The sequence below is a fragment of the Gordonia liuliyuniae genome, from assembly GCF_021738805.1.
Classification (GTDB): Bacteria; Actinomycetota; Actinomycetes; order Mycobacteriales; family Mycobacteriaceae; genus Gordonia; species Gordonia liuliyuniae.
In genome coordinates, this window is the sequence record NZ_JAKKOR010000009.1 from 159,630 (window position 1) to 175,136 (window position 15,507).

Annotated in this window: 15 protein-coding genes; 7 read left to right on the forward strand and 8 right to left on the reverse strand. The window is 68.1% G+C overall.

What is annotated here, in order from left to right; genetic code table 11:
* Positions 1–66: 66 nt before the first annotated feature.
* From L5G33_RS12560 to L5G33_RS12585, 6 genes are all read right to left on the reverse strand, one after another.
* Positions 67–1,950 carry a peptidoglycan D,D-transpeptidase FtsI family protein gene (locus tag L5G33_RS12560; RefSeq protein WP_372476903.1) on the reverse strand — a complete coding sequence of 628 codons (1,884 nt, stop codon included), beginning with the start codon at positions 1,948–1,950 and terminating at the stop codon, positions 67–69.
* Positions 1,951–1,971: 21 nt separating this feature from the next.
* Positions 1,972–2,847, reverse strand: coding sequence for a cell division protein FtsL (gene ftsL / locus L5G33_RS12565; protein ID WP_236998521.1), 876 nt, complete (start codon positions 2,845–2,847; stop codon positions 1,972–1,974).
* Between the two features lie 16 nt (positions 2,848–2,863).
* A complete protein-coding gene (gene rsmH / locus L5G33_RS12570) occupies positions 2,864–3,859 on the reverse strand; it encodes a 16S rRNA (cytosine(1402)-N(4))-methyltransferase RsmH (RefSeq protein WP_308191572.1) in 996 nt (331 codons plus the stop codon).
* Positions 3,860–4,061: 202 nt separating this feature from the next.
* Positions 4,062–4,499: a division/cell wall cluster transcriptional repressor MraZ gene (gene mraZ, locus L5G33_RS12575; RefSeq protein WP_236998522.1), complete on the reverse strand. Its 438-nt coding sequence runs from the start codon at positions 4,497–4,499 to the stop codon at positions 4,062–4,064.
* Positions 4,500–4,925: 426 nt separating this feature from the next.
* Complete coding sequence (locus L5G33_RS12580) at positions 4,926–5,336, reverse strand: SCO2097 family morphological protein (RefSeq protein WP_236998755.1); 411 nt, start codon at positions 5,334–5,336, stop codon at positions 4,926–4,928.
* A gap of 54 nt (positions 5,337–5,390) precedes the next feature.
* The gene (locus L5G33_RS12585; RefSeq protein WP_236998523.1) at positions 5,391–5,891 is read right to left on the reverse strand and encodes an SAV_6107 family HEPN domain-containing protein; all 501 of its coding nucleotides are present in this window, start codon (positions 5,889–5,891) and stop codon (positions 5,391–5,393) included.
* Positions 5,892–6,064: 173 nt separating this feature from the next.
* Between L5G33_RS12585 and L5G33_RS12590 the strand changes: the two genes are divergently transcribed.
* Positions 6,065–6,772 (forward strand): GNAT family N-acetyltransferase, encoded by a 708-nt coding sequence (locus tag L5G33_RS12590; protein ID WP_236998524.1) that lies wholly within the window; start codon positions 6,065–6,067, stop codon positions 6,770–6,772.
* Positions 6,773–6,776: 4 nt separating this feature from the next.
* Complete coding sequence (locus tag L5G33_RS12595; protein ID WP_236998525.1) at positions 6,777–7,610, forward strand: LppM family (lipo)protein; 834 nt, start codon at positions 6,777–6,779, stop codon at positions 7,608–7,610.
* Positions 7,611–7,645: 35 nt separating this feature from the next.
* Here L5G33_RS12595 and L5G33_RS12600 read toward each other — a convergent pair whose 3' ends face one another.
* Positions 7,646–8,614 carry a methylenetetrahydrofolate reductase gene (locus L5G33_RS12600; protein ID WP_372476904.1) on the reverse strand — a complete coding sequence of 323 codons (969 nt, stop codon included), beginning with the start codon at positions 8,612–8,614 and terminating at the stop codon, positions 7,646–7,648.
* 115 nt (positions 8,615–8,729) lie between these two features.
* Between L5G33_RS12600 and L5G33_RS12605 the strand changes: the two genes are divergently transcribed.
* From L5G33_RS12605 to L5G33_RS12620, 4 genes are read left to right on the forward strand one after another with little or no spacing between them, the layout of a single operon-like run.
* Positions 8,730–9,836, forward strand: a complete 1,107-nt coding sequence (locus L5G33_RS12605) for a polyprenyl synthetase family protein (RefSeq protein ID WP_236998526.1) — start codon at positions 8,730–8,732, stop codon at positions 9,834–9,836.
* Positions 9,836–11,353 (forward strand): phytoene desaturase family protein, encoded by a 1,518-nt coding sequence (crtI, locus tag L5G33_RS12610; RefSeq protein ID WP_236998527.1) that lies wholly within the window; start codon positions 9,836–9,838, stop codon positions 11,351–11,353. Before L5G33_RS12605 ends, crtI begins: the two co-directional genes overlap by 1 nt.
* A gap of 9 nt (positions 11,354–11,362) precedes the next feature.
* Entirely contained in the window at positions 11,363–12,823 is a 1,461-nt protein-coding gene (mptB, locus tag L5G33_RS12615) for a polyprenol phosphomannose-dependent alpha 1,6 mannosyltransferase MptB (RefSeq protein WP_372476905.1), read from the forward strand.
* 7 nt (positions 12,824–12,830) lie between these two features.
* On the forward strand, positions 12,831–13,787 hold the full coding sequence (locus L5G33_RS12620; RefSeq protein WP_236998529.1) for a phytoene/squalene synthase family protein: 957 nt from the start codon (positions 12,831–12,833) through the stop codon (positions 13,785–13,787).
* Positions 13,788–13,824: 37 nt separating this feature from the next.
* Here L5G33_RS12620 and L5G33_RS12625 read toward each other — a convergent pair whose 3' ends face one another.
* Positions 13,825–14,190 (reverse strand): Rv2175c family DNA-binding protein, encoded by a 366-nt coding sequence (locus L5G33_RS12625; RefSeq protein WP_236998530.1) that lies wholly within the window; start codon positions 14,188–14,190, stop codon positions 13,825–13,827.
* A 73-nt stretch (positions 14,191–14,263) separates the two neighbouring features.
* Between L5G33_RS12625 and L5G33_RS12630 the strand changes: the two genes are divergently transcribed.
* Positions 14,264–15,505: a protein kinase domain-containing protein gene (locus tag L5G33_RS12630; protein WP_236998531.1), complete on the forward strand. Its 1,242-nt coding sequence runs from the start codon at positions 14,264–14,266 to the stop codon at positions 15,503–15,505.
* Positions 15,506–15,507 lie beyond the last annotated feature (2 nt).

Below are 15,507 nucleotides of genomic sequence, written 5' to 3' on the forward strand. Positions count from 1 at the left end.
AGATGAATCTACCGCGACTCGTGCGCGGCCAGGACTGCAGACGGCAGTCAGGACTGCAAACTGCGGTCAGGACTGCAAACGTAGGCGCGGAGCCGGCTCAGCCGAGTACGGCACGCGCTCGTGTTGCAAGAGCCACTTGCCGATCGTGCCGAACAACGGCGCGGCGCTCTGCCCGCCGGTGCCGTCAGAACTCCGAACGGGATTGTCCATCATGAGACCGACGACGTACCGAGGCTTCTCGGCGGGCAGGATGCCTGCGAACGTGATGTTGTAACTCGACCGCGAATAGCAGTTGCATTTGGGATCGACCTGCTGGGCGGTCCCGGTCTTACCTGACGTCTGATAGCCGGCGATTGCTCCGGACGCGCCGGTGCCCTGCTGCGGCCCCTCGTCGTCGTCCTGCATCACGGCCCGGAACATGTCGCGCACGGTGTGCGCGGTGCCCGGCGACACGACTCGCACCGATTCGGGCTCGTCGCCGCCGGTGATGATCCGGGGCGTCACCCGCACGCCGTCGTTGGCGATGGCCTGGTACATCGACGTCATCTGCAGCAGAGTCATCGACAGTCCCTGGCCGATCGGCAGGTTCGCGAACGAGCCGCCGGACCACTGACTGAGAGCGGGAACGGCGCCCGGGCTCTCGCCGGGGAGTCCGACGCCAGTCATGGCGCCCAGACCGAATTTGCCGAGCATGTCGGCGAATCGCCGTTCGCCGACCCGCTGCGCCAGCATCAGGGTGCCGACGTTCGACGACTTCCCGAAAATGCCGGTGGTCGTAAACGGCGCGGTGCCGTGCGGCCACGCGTCGTTGACGGTGATTCCCGACATACGAATCGAACCCGGCACCTGCAGGACCTCGTCGGGGTTGGTGACTCCATACTCGATCGCTGCGGACGCGGTGACGACCTTGTTGACCGATCCCGGTTCGAACGGCGAGGTGACCGATCGGTTGCCGCGGTCGGCGTCCACCTGCTCGTCGGCGGGTATCGCCGGGTTGAACGTGTTGTCGTTGGCCATCGCCACCACCTCACCGGTGTGGCTGTCAAGGACGACCGCGGAGACGTTGTTGGCGCCCGACGCCTTCTTGGCCATGTTGACCTGGGTCTGCACGAACCACTGCACGTCGGCGTCGATGGTGAGGCGGACGGTCTCGCCGTCGACCGCCGGGTGCACGTTGCGACTGCTGCCGGGGATGACGGCTCCGTCCGCACCCTGGTCGAAGGTCTCGGTGCCGTCGGTGCCCGCGAGGACCGATTCCATCGACGACTCGAGACCTTCGGCGCCGTTGCCGTCGTAGTTGACGTCGCCGACGAGGTTCGCGGCCAGCGATCCGCCGGGGTACACGCGGATGCTCTGCGGGTCGGCGCCGACCTCGGGGAAGTCCGTCATGATCGCGCTAGCGACCTCAGGGGTGATCGATCGGGCAAGATACACGAAGTCTTTGTCCGAGGACAGCTTCGCGAGGAGGTCTTCGGTGCTGATGCTTCCGCCGAGGGCCGACGACACGCCGGCCGCGATCTCCTTGAGGCGGGTGTCCACGTCGGGAAGCGTCGGGTCCTTCTCGTGCTCCTCGGCGATCGACTTACGGACCGACTTGGGCAGGAACGTGAGTGCGCGGGCGTCGTCGGTGTGCGCCAGTAGCTGGCCGTTGCGGTCGACGATCGAACCGCGGGTGGCGGGCAGGACCTCGGTGACTGTGCGCTGCTGCGCGGCCTGCGCCGAGATGGAGTCCGCGGCGATCACATGGACGTACACCATCCGACCGGCGACCAGCGCACACGCCAGCGCGACGATCACCCACATCATCCGTTGTCTGCCGATGAAACGCTTGGACGGCGCGGTGTCGAGTTCGGCGAGCCGATCGTCCTCGGGCCCGGGCTCGGTGACACCAGCCGTCGATCGTGCGCCCGGCCGGAAGGCCGGCGGGCGCATGGAACGGGATCGGGTCATGATGGTCGATTCTGCACCGCGTCAGCGCGGAGGTTCGGTATTACGTTCCGGCGTGGCGTCCGCAGGCGGAGTGACATTCGTCCGCGGAGCACCCACCTGGCGTCGACCGTCCGGCGCGGGGCGCACGTTGGGGTGCGGTCCGTTCGTCTGGGTGGTCTCGGTCGGGGTGGTCCGGGTCTGGGTCGGCGTGGTCTGGGTCGGCGTGGTCTGGGTCGGGGGTGCAGGCGTCGACGGCGTGGCGGGCGTGGGTGTCGCCGTGGTGCCGGTGGTCGGTCCGGCGCTTGACTCGGTGTCATCTGAGCCGTTCAGGCCCTCAGAGTCGTCGACGCCTTTCGGGTCGATCTTGTCCACCGGGTCCGGAGCCGGATTCAGGTCGGGTAAGCGCTTCCCGTTCGATGCCGTCGCGGCTCCGACCTTCCGCGCCTTGCCGTCGGCTCCGATGACGATCTGGACGGATCCGTCACTGGGCACCATGCCGAGTTCGCCCGCCTTCGCCGCGAGGGCGGGGGCCGAATCGGCGAGGTCGTGTTGGCGTTTGAGGTTGTCGCGCTTGTCCTGGAGCGTCTGGTTCTGTTTGCGCATGGCATCGAGGGCGTACGAGTCCTGCGCGGACTTCGTCGTCAAGTACAGGGTGAGGCCGAGCGCGCCGACGATGAGGAGCAGCACGGGAAAGACCAGCGGGATGCCGCCGACCCGCTTGCGAGTGACGGCAGCGACCGCGCCTTCGGGGGCGAGGCGACGCTCGCGCCGGTTGAGTGCACGCTGGGCGGCCTTCGACCTCGTGGCGCGATCGGCTGTGGCGGATCCTCGGGTCCGGCGTGCCGTGCTCGCGTGGGCCCGCGGCCTCGGGGCCCGGTCCCCGCGCCCCTTCTTGCGATCGTCGATCACTGTGCTCATCGCGCTCCCCCTTCGTTCACTGACGTCCCCCGACGTCTGCCGTTACCCGTTCGATGGTCCGGATACGCACCGGCGCCGACCTCGGATTCTCTTCTCTCTCTGCCTCATCGGCCTGTTCCGCGCCCCGTGTGACGAGCGCGAACCGGGCGGCCGTGCCCGGTAGATCCACCGGCAGCCCGGCCGGGGTGGTGTTGCGGACGACCTTCGCGAAGTCGCGTTTGACGATCCGGTCCTCGAGCGACTGGTAACTCATCACGGCGAGCCGTCCGCCGACCGCCAACAGGTCGAGGGAGGCCGGGATCACACTGCGCAACGATTCGAGTTCGCGGTTCACCTCGATCCGCAGCGCTTGGAAGGTGCGCTTGGCGGGATGTCCTCCGGTTCGCCGGGTGGCCGCCGGGATCGTCGCGTACAGCAGTTCCACCAGCCGTCCGGACGTGGTGAACGGCTCGATCGCCCGCTCGCGCAGGACCGCCGACGCGATCTTCCCGGCAAATCGCTCTTCGCCGTACTCGCTGAGGACCCGAGCCAGAGCTCCGTGGTCGTAGGTGTTCAAGATGTCGGCCGCGGTCATGTCGTCGTCGGCGTTCATCCGCATGTCGAGCGGGGCGTCGACCGAGTAGGCGAACCCGCGGTCGGGCCGGTCCAGTTGCATCGAGGACACACCGAGGTCGAGGAGCACTCCGTCGACCGAGGCCAGCCCTGCTTCCGCGGCGACGGCGCCGATCTCGTCGTAGCGCGCGTGGTGGTACACCAGCCGGTCGCCGTACGACGCGAGTCGTTCGCGCGCGATGTCGATCGCCGAGGTGTCGCGGTCGATCGCGTGGACGGTGAGTCCGGGCAGCCTACTCAAGAAGTACTCGGCGTGACCGCCCGCTCCGAGGGTTCCGTCGACGAGGACGCTGCCGGCCGCGTCCTCGGCCGAGCGGGTGAGCGCCGGCTCCAGCAGTCGGAACATCCGCTCGGCCATCACCGGCACGTGGCCGTGTTCGCCGTGCTGACGTTCGTTCACCGTGTCCTCCCCTGCGTTCGCCGTTGCCGCGTACTTCTGGCGGATACGACGCTGCGGTGAGGCGGGGTCCCCGCCCGAGCGCACCTGGCGTTGGGGAAGTACGTCAGGGTCGATCGGGCCGAGGCCTCATCTCACCGCAGGTGTCGTCGTATCGTGTTCAGTTCGTCGAGCTTTTCGTTCTTCTCTAGGTGGTCCGGGTCGTCTAGAGGATTGAGTCCAGGGCCGCCGAGCCGGCGCTCGAGAACGCTTCCTCGTGTGCCGCCTGGTACTCGCGCCACTTCTGCGCGTCCCAGATCTCGAGGTGGTCGTACGAGCCGATCACCACGCATTCCTTGGTGAGCGACGCATATCCGCGATGCTCACTCGAGAGACTCACGCGCCCCTGCCCGTCGAGTCGCTGTTCGTCGGCGCCTGCGAAGAAGTACCGGAGAAACGCTCGCGCTTCTGGATCGTTGCGCGAAGCCGCCACGGCCTTGTCCGCGATGGAGTCGAACTCTTCGGCTCGATACACCGACAGGCTGTGATCCTGGCTTCTCGTGACCATGACCCCTCCTGACAGTGCGTCCCGAAACTTCGCGGGCAATGTGAGTCGCCCTTTGTCATCGAGTTTGGGTGTGTACGTGCCGACGAAACGAGCCATGTCGGCACCTCCTCACCCTGTCCCGAGCTTGGCGGTTCCGGTATCCGCCTCGCTCAGTGATGCCCACACTACCCCACTTTCCACCACTTTCCACCCCTCCCACCCCACTCTCCCACCACGACGACATAAAACCCCAGGTCATGGCAATTACACCTGCGGGATTCTCAGACTCTTCTGTTGCGCCATCCGCGTGTCGCGCGTTTCCAACGGGGCTAGAAGCTAGTGAAGTGCCTGGTGAGACAGCACTAGACCCCGCGGTGGGTCAAAGTGGGGAAACCGGGTGGGGAAAGGTGGGGAACGGGGTGGAACGGGGTGGCAGACGAAAAGATCGGGGCCGCACCCTCGTAAGAAAGGTGCGACCCCGATCTCGGGTCGTGCTATCGCGTTGTGACGGTCAGGTCCTGCCTACCGGTGATCGTCTGTATATTAGTGATCGTCTTGGTCGAATCGTCGCTGGAAGCGCGACTCCATCCGTTCACTGAACGACGACCTTCCGCCGTTGTGCGGCTTCGATCCGCCGCGGCCCTCGGACCGCCCGCCCGCATCGGGTGCGCCGTGGTGTTTCGGAGCGAGCAGCCCGAAGGCAGCCGCGCCGAACATGACGAGGAATCCGATGAAGCTCAGAATCTTGAGCCCGCCGATGTCGAAGTCGATCATCAGTCCGCCGACCAACATGGCGAGCCCGATGAGGAACCCGAGCGACGCGATCAGACGACGTCGCGCTGTCGGACGACCTACGCGCTGCTTAGTGACGCTCGAGGCGAACTTCGGATCCTCGGCGTACAGCGCGCTTTCAATTTCATCGAGCATCCGCTGCTCGTGCTCGGAAAGCGGCACCATCCCTCCCTCGCTGGTCGTCCGGGCGTCATCTTGTCAATGCCCAGTTAAGTCTCATGATACGAGCAGATCGGCCGAACGACCACCTTCCCTGGCTGATGCACGGCGTCGATGCCCGATCTTCCCCTGTTCATACGCCAACAGCGTGGCATCTGCCACATCGAGGAACTCCATCGCACGTCGCTCCACACGTGCACAGAGCGTCGAGTCCACCGACCGAATGAGTCCGGCTTCCACTTTTGCGCGCATGCCCGACAGCCCGCCGAAGTACTCGGCGAGATCGTGCGCTTCGGGAGCCACCGCGCGGATGCGGCTCCATGCGTCCCGCGCGTCACGGCGGCGACGAACGGGCCCCGGGGGTTCGTGCACGGCGAGCACGGCGCCCGCTGCCCGGATCGCTGCCAGATAGAACACGCGGAAACGCTCGGCTCCGTCGTCGTCGATCGCGGCTGCGTCGTCGAACAACGCTTCGGCGCGTTCGAGGAGTTCCCGGCTGCGCATGACGACACGCTCGTCGACGATCTGCTTCGACTGTGACCGCACGGTCTGTGCCATCTCGCCTCCTCACCCACTTCAGATCGGCCCGTCTCGGGCCCGGTTGAGTAGAGACTCCCACGAGGGTCTGACAATTCCCGCGCGCTAATGTCTTCGCGAAGGATTCTCACCCACTCGCGGTGCGAGATCGTTTCGACCAGCCAGGCCGACCAGACAGGGGAGGGTGCACGCGGATGACAGCGCCGCCTCAGGCATCACCGTCCCCGTTCCAGATCGTCGCCCTCGACGCCTCCGACGCCGACCTGTGGCTCGCCCCCGCGGTGCACACCTATGTGACCGCGATGAATTACCCACGCAGTACCGAGCAACATCGGGCGCCGCTGTGGCGCGACCACTTCGCGCGTCCCGGCTGGTTCGCAGTCGGCGCCGTCACGCGGGTCTCGGCCGTTGACGCGCTCCGACCCGCGGTGAGCCGCCTGCGCGTGGACGGCCTTCTCGGCTTCGAACGGGAGATCCTGGTCGGTGTCGCGTACGGCTATCGCGGCGCGCGCGACCAATGGTGGAACCAACAGTTACGTTCGGGGCTGCGCCGCACCGGCCGGACCGGCGACGAGATCACCGCGATTACCGCGGACTACTTCGAACTCACCGAGTTGCACGTCCACCCGATCGCACAGGGCCGCGGCGTCGGTGAACGCCTGCTGACTGCGCTGCTCGCCGACCGACACGAGTCGACGGTTCTGCTGTCGACGCCGGAGGTCCCGTATGAGGAGAACCGCGCCTGGTCGCTGTACCGTCGGCTCGGATTCACCGACATCCTGCGCCACTTCTCATTCGTCGGCGACCCGCGCCCGTTCGCATTTCTCGGTCGAGCGCTCCCGTTGTCCGGCCCCGCCGACCCGTGTCGCGACGCTGATCGACGCGACCCTCTGGCACGATGACACCGTGAAGTCACTGCGCCGCATCCCGATACTCGCTGTCGTCGCACTGCTCGCGCTGGTGCCACTGCTGTCGGGATGCCTGACCAAGTCGACGACGGTCGGCGACCAGTTCTCCGGTCGCGTCATCGTCGCCACCAGCCCGGACTCGGGTCCGACGACGCCGGCGTTCGACATTCCCGCCTCACTGAGCGGGCAGGTGTGGGCGGCCGACTTCCCGTCGAAGGACACCGCCCCGGCGCCGACCAAGACCTCGGGCGCCGAGCAGATCGACGAGGAGTCGGGCGAGGAGCAGACCGGGCCGACCGCGGAGGGTAAGACCGGAGCCCAGCTCTCGTTCGACCATCTGTCGACCGGTCAGTTCGGGCAGCTCGGCGCGATCATCGCGGGCGCGCTCCCCGATCCGACTGCAACAGTCGACATGAAGGTCACGCGCAGCGGAGACTTCGTGCGCCTGCGAGGTTCGACCGCGCTCGCCGAACTCGACGCGAAGACGTCCTACATCGCGATCACCGTCGACTTCGCGGGACCGGTCGTCGCGACCAACGGTCAGCAGTCCGGCGACTCCACGGTCACGTGGCTGCCCGAACCCGGCCAGGCGACGGAGTTCAACGCCGACGCCGAGTACGCCGACCCGGCGACCGCCGCCGTCCCCAGCTGGACGTGGTTCATGCTGCTGCTGTGCGCCGCTGTGATCGCATTCATCGCCATCGCGGCCTACAAGAACCGAGACAACAGTCCGCGCCCCGGCCGCGTCCTCAAGTCCAAGCCGCTGCCCGCACCATTGCAGAAGGTGGCCGACAAGGTCTCGAAGGACGAGACCGATCCGGAGGAGCCCTAGCAGAGCGCTCGTCTCAGGATGTCAGCGCGGAGCGTTCACACCGGGGTGAACGCGCCTCGGGTGTCGACGCCGATCCGGTCGAGCACCTCGCTGGTGGCCTTGGCGAAGTTGAGGCTGCAGAAGTGCAGGCATGGCGCACCCTCAGCGATCAGCCGTTCCGACGTCTCGGTGCAGAGGTCGATGCCGACGGCACGGACGGCTTCCCGATTCTCCTCCGGCCCGTCGCCCGCCGCGCGGGCCAGTCGCTCCTCGACGTCGGCGGGGATCCGGCTGCCCGACAGTTCGGTCATGCGGCGCGCGCCCGCGAGTGATGTGATCGGCATGAGGCCCGGAATGATCGGCTTGGCGCCCTGCTCGGGGTCTGCGGCGACGACGCGGTCGCGCAGACGCAGATAGTCCTCGACGTCGAAGAAGACCTGCGTCACCGAGTACTCGGCCCCGGCCCGGAGCTTTCGGACGAGATTCTCGGTGTCGGCGTCCAGGTCGGGTGCCCGGTGGTGCCCTTCGGGGAACGATGCGACGCCGGTGTGGAAGTCACCGAGACCACCGATCAGGTCGACGAGTTCTGACGCGTACTCGACGCCGTCGGGGTGCGCGGTCCAGTCACCGAGCGGGTCGCCGGGCGGGTCGCCGCGCAGCGCAAGGAGATTGACGATTCCCTTGTCCGCGTAGGCGCCGACCAAGGCGCGCAGTTCGTCGACGCTGTGGTTGACGGCGGTCAGATGGGCGATGGTCAGCAACGTGGTCTCAGTGGCCAGTTCGCCTGCGATGCGGACGGTGCGGTCGCGGGTCGAACCGCCCGCGCCATAGGTCATCGAGACGAACGCCGGGTTCATGCGCTCGAAGATCCGCACGGCACGCCACAGCCGGGCTTCGGCGTCGGCGTCCCGGGGCGGAAAGAACTCGACGGAGAACGGCACCGGTCCGCTGTGGTCCGCTGCGATCGCTTCGACGACCGATTGGCCGCCCGCGCGCGCGGGGACAGACGTAGTTGCTTCACTCACGCCCCGATCATACGGATGCGTCCACGTCGGTCCTCCTGACCGCCACCGCCGACGTCGCAGCGCACGCGGCAGCCGTGAGAGCAGTCACGCGATAGCACCCCGGTAGGCTGACCGCGTGCTGAATCTGACCGATGTGCCCGCCGCAGTGGACGCGGTCCTCGATGAGTTCTTCCAGGCCACGGGGCCGATCCTGGAATCGATCTATCCGACGGTCGGTGACGGCGGCCGCGCACTGCGTGACTTCGTGATGACCGGAGGCAAGCGTATCCGGCCGATGTTCGTCTACGCCGGACGACACTGCGCCGGAGATAAAATCACGGTGAGCGAAACTCCGGAGTCGGTCGCTGAGACGCTGCGGGTGTGCGCGGCGATCGAGCTGATCCAGGCGTGCGCGCTGGTGCACGACGACATCCTCGACAGGTCGGACACACGACGCGGCAATCCGACCGTGCATCGCCGTTTCGAGGCGCTGCACCGCGCTCGGGGCTGGGACCGCGACGCCGCGCACTACGGCGACTCCGCGGCCATTCTGATCGGCGATCTGGCGTTGGCGTGGGCGGACGACCTGTTCCATGGAGTGCTGCCCGTCGGCGACACCGCGCAGCGCGAGCCGCCGCGTCCGACGCCGTTCGCGGCGTCCGCCGTCTGGTCGCAGATGCGGACCGAGGTTCTCGCAGGCCAGTTCCTCGACATCACGAACGAGGCGTCGGGCGACGAGTCGTCGACGGCCGCCGAGCGCGTCATGGCCTACAAGACGGCTGCGTACACCGTGGCGCGGCCGCTGGAACTCGGTGCGACGCTCGGCGGCGCCGACGAGACGCTGCGCCGTGAGCTCCACGGGATCGGCATCGACCTCGGCATCGCATTCCAGCTGCGCGACGACCTTCTCGGGGTGTTCGGCGACCCGGTACAGACCGGCAAACCGTCCGGTGACGACCTGGTCGCGGGTAAGCGGACCGCGCTCCTGGCCGTCGCCCTGCAACGTGCCGACGGCGACGCTGCGGCCGTCCTGCGGGCGAGCATCGGGCGCGCCCTCGACGAAGCGGAGCTCGCCGCGGCACGCGGAGTTCTCGTCGATTCCGGCGCGGTCGCCGAGACGGAGCGCCAAATCACCGAGCGTCGCGACGCGGGATTGGCGCGGATCGAGGGGCTCGACTGTGCCGAGTCGGCGCGCGCCGACCTGCGCGCGCTCGCGCATCGCATCACGGTCCGGAGCCGGTGATGCGCTCACGCGCGCCCCGCGTGGCCGTGATCGGTGCAGGGCTCTCCGGTCTCGCCGCCGCGGCGCACCTGCGCGCGACCGGGGTGGACGTCACCGTGTTTGAGGCGTCGGGCTCGCCCGGCGGACTCGTTCGCACCGAGACCGTCAGCGGCCACAGATTCGACACCGGAGCCACCGTGCTCACCATGCCGTCACTGTTGGTCGATGTGCTGGGGGCTCTCGGCGTCGGCGGTGACGAAGCGCATGGACGTCTCGCGCTGGCGCCGGTGGACCCCGGTTATGTCATGAACTACGCGGACGGCTCGTCGCTGTCGATCCCCCACGACGCGGCCCAGATCCCGGCCGCGGTCGCATCGGTGTTCGGCGCGCAGGCGGGCGACGGCGTCGCCGACCTCCTGCGATGGCTTCGCCGCGTCTACGACGCCGAGTTCGACACGTTCATCGATCGCAACTACGACGGCCTCGCCGACTTGACCGATGCGCGCACGCGGCAGGCCGCAGCCCGCCTCGTTGGCCTGCGCACCCTCGGCGGGCTCGGCGGCGCCGTCGCTCGACATGTCACCGACGAGCGGCTGCAGCGCGCGTTCACCTTTCAAGCCCTGTACGCGGGCGTACCGCCGCATCGGGCGCGGGCGATCTACGCGATCATCGCCGACATGGACATCGGCCGCGGCGTCTCGGCGCCCGAGGGCGGCATGGGCCGAGTCGGACAAGTCCTCGCCGATGCGCTCGTGGACAGCGGGGTCGACATCGTCTACCGAACCCCGATCACGTCGATCAGGCGCAACGCCCACGGCCGGGTCACGGCGGTCGCGACCGATGACGACGTCGTGGAGGTCGACGCGGTCGTCGCGACGCTCGAGCGCGACGGCGTCGCCCGACTCACCGGGGAACGCCCGAGGCGACGACTCCGCTACTCCCCCAGCGCGCTCGTCGTGCACGGCGTGCTGCCCGATGCGACGACATCGACCTGGCGCTCCGGGCACCACACCGTCGATTTCGGCTCGGCCTGGTCGCAGACGTTCGCCGAGATCACCGCGCGTCGCGGACGGCTCATGTCCGACGGGTCGTTCCTGGTCACCCGCAGCGCGGTGAGCGACCCGTCGACGTTCGTCACCGACGGACTGGAGTCGGTGTCGGTCCTGGCTCCGGCCCCGAACCTCCAGTCGGCCGGACTCGACTGGGATCGGATCGCCGGACCGTACACCGACGAGGTCCTGGGCACGCTCGCATCGCGCGGATACACCGGGATCGACGGGATGCACGTGCTGCGCGTCGACCACCCGAAGACATGGGCGCGTGCCGGGCTACCGGCAGGCACACCGTTCTCGGTAGCGCACACCGCGTCGCAGACCGGACCGCTACGAACGGCGAATGTGTGGCCTACGAGCGAGAACCTCGTCCTGGCCGGCAGCGCGACAGTGCCCGGTGTCGGCATCCCGCCGGTGCTCGTATCCGGCGGTCTGGCGGCCGTCCGAGTCGCCGATCTGCTGCGCGGCCCAGGTGGTGGACGGTAGATGTCGTCTGTGAGCGATCTCCTCCGTCGATACCCGGACTCGGCCCTCGGCTTGCTCGGCTCGGTCGCCGTCACCGTCGGGACCTACGGGCTGGCCGACATCCCGCGGAACGATGCGACGCTCGAGGACCTGGGCTTGGCGCCGATGGCGTACGGGCACGGCAAGACGTTGTCGGGCATCGTGTTCTGGCTGGGCGTCACATTGATGGTGATGGCGTGGGTCAGGATCGGGCGCGACCGCGAGGCGATGAGCCTGCGCGCGACGTCCGCAACGGTCCTCGTCTGGGCCGCTCCGCTGGTGTTCGCGATCCCGGTCTTCAGCCGCGACGTGTACGCCTACCTCGGACAGGCCGCGGTCCTCGCGGATGGTTTCGATCCCTACAACGACGGCCCGGCGCACGTGCCCGGTCCGATCGTCGACTCGATGGCGCAGATCTGGGCGCCGACGACGTCGCCGTACAGTCCGGCGTTCATGCTGCTGGCGCGCGGGGTCGTCGCAGTGACCGGAGAGAACGTGTTCGCCGGCGTGATGGCCTTCCGGATCGTGCTTCTCCCGGGTCTGCTGTTGGCGTTGTGGGCGGTGCCGCGGATCGCCACGCACTTCGGTGCGAGCCGTCGGTCGGGGCTCTGGCTCGCCCTGTTGAATCCGCTGCTGTTGATCCATCTGGTCGGTGGCCCGCACGGCGAGATGCTGTTGATGGGCGTCCTCGCCGCCGGTGCCGCTCTGGTGTTGGGCGGGCGGCACGCGGCGGGGCTGGTCGTACTGGGGCTCGCGGTGTCGTTGAAGGTGACGGCGGGCGTGGTGGTGCCGTTCGTCGTCTGGATCTGGCTGGATCATCTCCGTCGCGAGCGGACAGTCACCGCGCGTGATCGGATCGGTGTCTTCGCGGCGACGGCGGCGATTCCGGCGGCGGTGTTCGCTGCGTTCACGCTCGCTCTCGGTCTCGGCTTCGGCTGGTTGAACGGTCTCGCGTTCGCCAACCGGATCATCAACCCGTTCACCCTGCCCACCCTGGCCGCCCACCTGATCGCCTGGATCGCATCGCCGTTCCACGCCTGGAACCTCCACGAGGTGTTGGGGGTCACTCGGACGGTCGGTTCGGTCGTGATGGGCGTGCTGCTCGTCTATCTCTGGTGGCGCGGACGACGCGACGAGCGGGCGGCGATGGCGTTCATGTGCTGGGCGGTGTTCGCCGTGCTGGTGTTGGAGCCGTCCACGCTGCCCTGGTATTACACGTGGGTCACTGTTCTCGTGGTCGCGTTCACGCTGCCGATGTGGGCACGCCAGGTGGTCGTCGTGGCGAGCGTCGTCCTGTTGATCCTGTTCCAGCCCGACGACTCGATCCTGTTCTACAAGCCGTTCGAATCCCTTCTGGCTGTGGCGCTCGGGGTCCTCGCCGCGGTGTCTCTGCGCCGCCGAGACCCGTTGCGGTTGAATCGGTTCGGCGCCGTCCTGCGCGGCCATGGGTGAGGCGACCATGAGTGAGGCGGCTGGGAGTGAGGCCGCTGGGGGTGACGCGGCGCGCGGCTTCGCGATCGCCCGAACGGTAACGTCCAACGCGGGCCGCACCTATTACCTGGCGTCGCGGCTGCTGCCCGCCCGGCGCAGGCGGGCAGTTCACGCGCTGTACGCATTCGCACGGATCGTCGACGACGCGGTCGACGGCGAGCGGCCCGCCCCGGCGGCCGCAGACCGCGTCGATCTGCTCGAAGCCGGGCTCGCCGCCGCCCTGGCCGGCTCCCCCGCACCAGACCTGCTCCGCGGCGACGACGCCGACATCCTGGCCGCGCTCGCCGAAGCCGTGCACGACAACGGAATCGGCGTCGACACGTTCGAGGCGTTCATCCGGTCCATGCGGATGGACATTCCCGGAACGGACGTGTTCCGGAACAGGTATCGGACGTTTGACGAACTCGCCGACTACACCTGCGGGTCGGCCGGAGTGATCGGCCTCCAGCTCGTCCCGATTCTCGGCGCGGACACTGCGCTCGCCGACGGTGCGGCACTGCTCGGCGAAGCATTCCAGTTGACGAACTTCCTGCGCGACGTCGCCGAGGATCTGCGCCGAGACCGGATCTATCTGCCGTTGGACGAGCTCGCGGCTTTCGGCGTCGACGAAGCGTCGTTGCACACGGACCTCGCACGCGGCTCGGCGAGCCGTCCGCTGCGTCGCGCCGTCGCCCACCTGATCGCGGTGAACCGTGACCAGTACCGTCGCGCCACACCGTTCGTCGCACGGCTGCCGGGTGCCAGTCGTCCGGCGATCACCGCAGCCGCGCGCTCGTACGGCGACATCCTGCGAGTCATCGAAGAGACCGGCCACGACGTTGTCGCAGCGCGAGCCGTCGTACCGACCAGAACACGGATCGGACACGCCATAGCCGCGCTGCCGACCGCGGTGCCTGCGCCGAGCCGCGTCATCCGTACGCGGTGACCCGTCTCGTAGTCGGAGTCAGAACGCCTGTGCTGGGTCAGAACGCCTGTGCTTGGGCCCGTCGCAGGACTTCGCGCGCCGAATGCGTGTGCAGCGCGTCCGCGGGCCGCAGCCCGAGATCGGTCTGCTCTTCGAACAGCCACGCCAGTGCATCGTCACGCGTGTATCCGCCGTCGAGCAGGATCGTGACGAGTCCTTCGAAGTGCTTCGCGAGTCCGCCCGGACCGAAGAAGGCTGCCGGGATCACCGGCTGTCCGCCACGGGACGCAGCGAGAAGATTGTGATCGCGGATGAGAGTACGGACTCGATTGGTCGAGACCCGTAGCCGCTCTGCGGCCTCATCGAGGCTCAAGACCTCGGCGTCGTCGGGAAGAATGTCGATGGAAAGCGGAAGGGAACCCACGAGGGAAGACACTACCCGCCCGAGACCTCAGGGTCACACGGCTTCCCATGCGTTACGGGTAGATTCGATCACCGTGAGCACTCCCGTCGACCCGCTGATCGGCCGCGTCCTGGAACGCCGCTATCAGATCGACGCGCCGATCGCGCGCGGCGGGATGTCTGCGGTCTACGTCGGCACCGATCTGCGGCTGCACCGTCGCGTCGCGGTCAAAGTGATGGATGCACGCTACGTCGGCGATCCGCAGTTCCTGCGCCGCTTCGAATTCGAGGCGCGAGCCGTCGCCGGACTCAACCATCCCGGGCTGGTCGCCGTCTACGACCAGAGCATCGACGGGGAGGTGGCGTTCCTCGTCATGGAACTGGTCCGCGGCGGGAGCATCCGCGAACTGCTCCGCGAACGCGGTCCGATGCCGCCGCACGCAGTCGCCGCGGTCGGCATCCCGATGCTCGGCGGACTCGGCACCGCCCACCGCGCCGGACTCGTCCACCGCGACGTGAAACCCGAGAACGTGCTGATCTCCGATTCGGGCGACATCAAGGTCGCCGACTTCGGGCTGGTCCGCGCCGTCGCGGAGGCCGGCGTCACGTCGGCGAGCGTCATCCTCGGCACGGCAGCCTACCTGTCACCAGAGCAGGTGTCGTCGACCGAGATCGATGCGCGCAGCGATGTGTACTCGGCGGGCGTCCTCCTGTTTGAACTCCTCACCGGACGTCAGCCGTTCAGCGGTTCCACCCAGCTCGCACTCGCCTACCAGCGGCTGTCGTACGACGTGCCAGCCCCCGGCGACATCATCGACGGAGTGCCTGCACAGCTCGACGACATCGTGCTGCGCGCGACCGAACGCCATCCGGATGACCGGTTCGTCGACGGCTTCGCCATGCAGCACGCGTTCCTCGACGCCGTCGACGAGCTCGGGCTCCCCGCGTTCACTGTCCCTGCGCCCCACCAGGCGTCGGCCCGCGTCACCTCTGCGATCGCGCGCCCCGTCCAGCCACCACAGGCTCCGCGCGCGGTGGTCGGGACGCGCCAAGCGACCGACCCCGACGAGTTCGACGGTCCCGACTACTCCCGGGACGACTACTACGAGGACGACTACTACGAGCAAGACTACGGTGCGGACGATTACGCGGACCCGTACGCGGACTACGACGACGTCCGCGAACCGGCGCGCGGCCCGGCCCCTCTCGCGGCCGACGTCGACCGTCCGATGCCGCGGGCGAGTCGCCTGACCGCCCTCGTGTGGTCGTTCCTGATCATCGTGGCCGGGGCCGGCGTCGGCGCCCTCGGCTGGGCAATCGGCGCGACGTTGGCCTGACC

What these genes read in the sequence shown, in the direction of transcription:
- crtI (WP_236998527.1), top strand. Translation starts at nt 9,836, where the DNA reads ATGCGCTCACGCGCGCCCCGCGTGGCCGTGATCGGTGCAGGGCTCTCC.
- L5G33_RS12620 (WP_236998529.1), top strand. Translation starts at nt 12,831, where the DNA reads ATGAGTGAGGCGGCTGGGAGTGAGGCCGCTGGGGGTGACGCGGCGCGC.
- ftsL (WP_236998521.1), bottom strand. Translation starts at nt 2,847, where the DNA reads ATGAGCACAGTGATCGACGATCGCAAGAAGGGGCGCGGGGACCGGGCC.
- mraZ (WP_236998522.1), bottom strand. Translation starts at nt 4,499, where the DNA reads ATGGCTCGTTTCGTCGGCACGTACACACCCAAACTCGATGACAAAGGG.
- L5G33_RS12585 (WP_236998523.1), bottom strand. Translation starts at nt 5,891, where the DNA reads ATGGCACAGACCGTGCGGTCACAGTCGAAGCAGATCGTCGACGAGCGT.
- L5G33_RS12590 (WP_236998524.1), top strand. Translation starts at nt 6,065, where the DNA reads ATGACAGCGCCGCCTCAGGCATCACCGTCCCCGTTCCAGATCGTCGCC.
- L5G33_RS12560 (WP_372476903.1), bottom strand. Translation starts at nt 1,950, where the DNA reads ATGACCCGATCCCGTTCCATGCGCCCGCCGGCCTTCCGGCCGGGCGCA.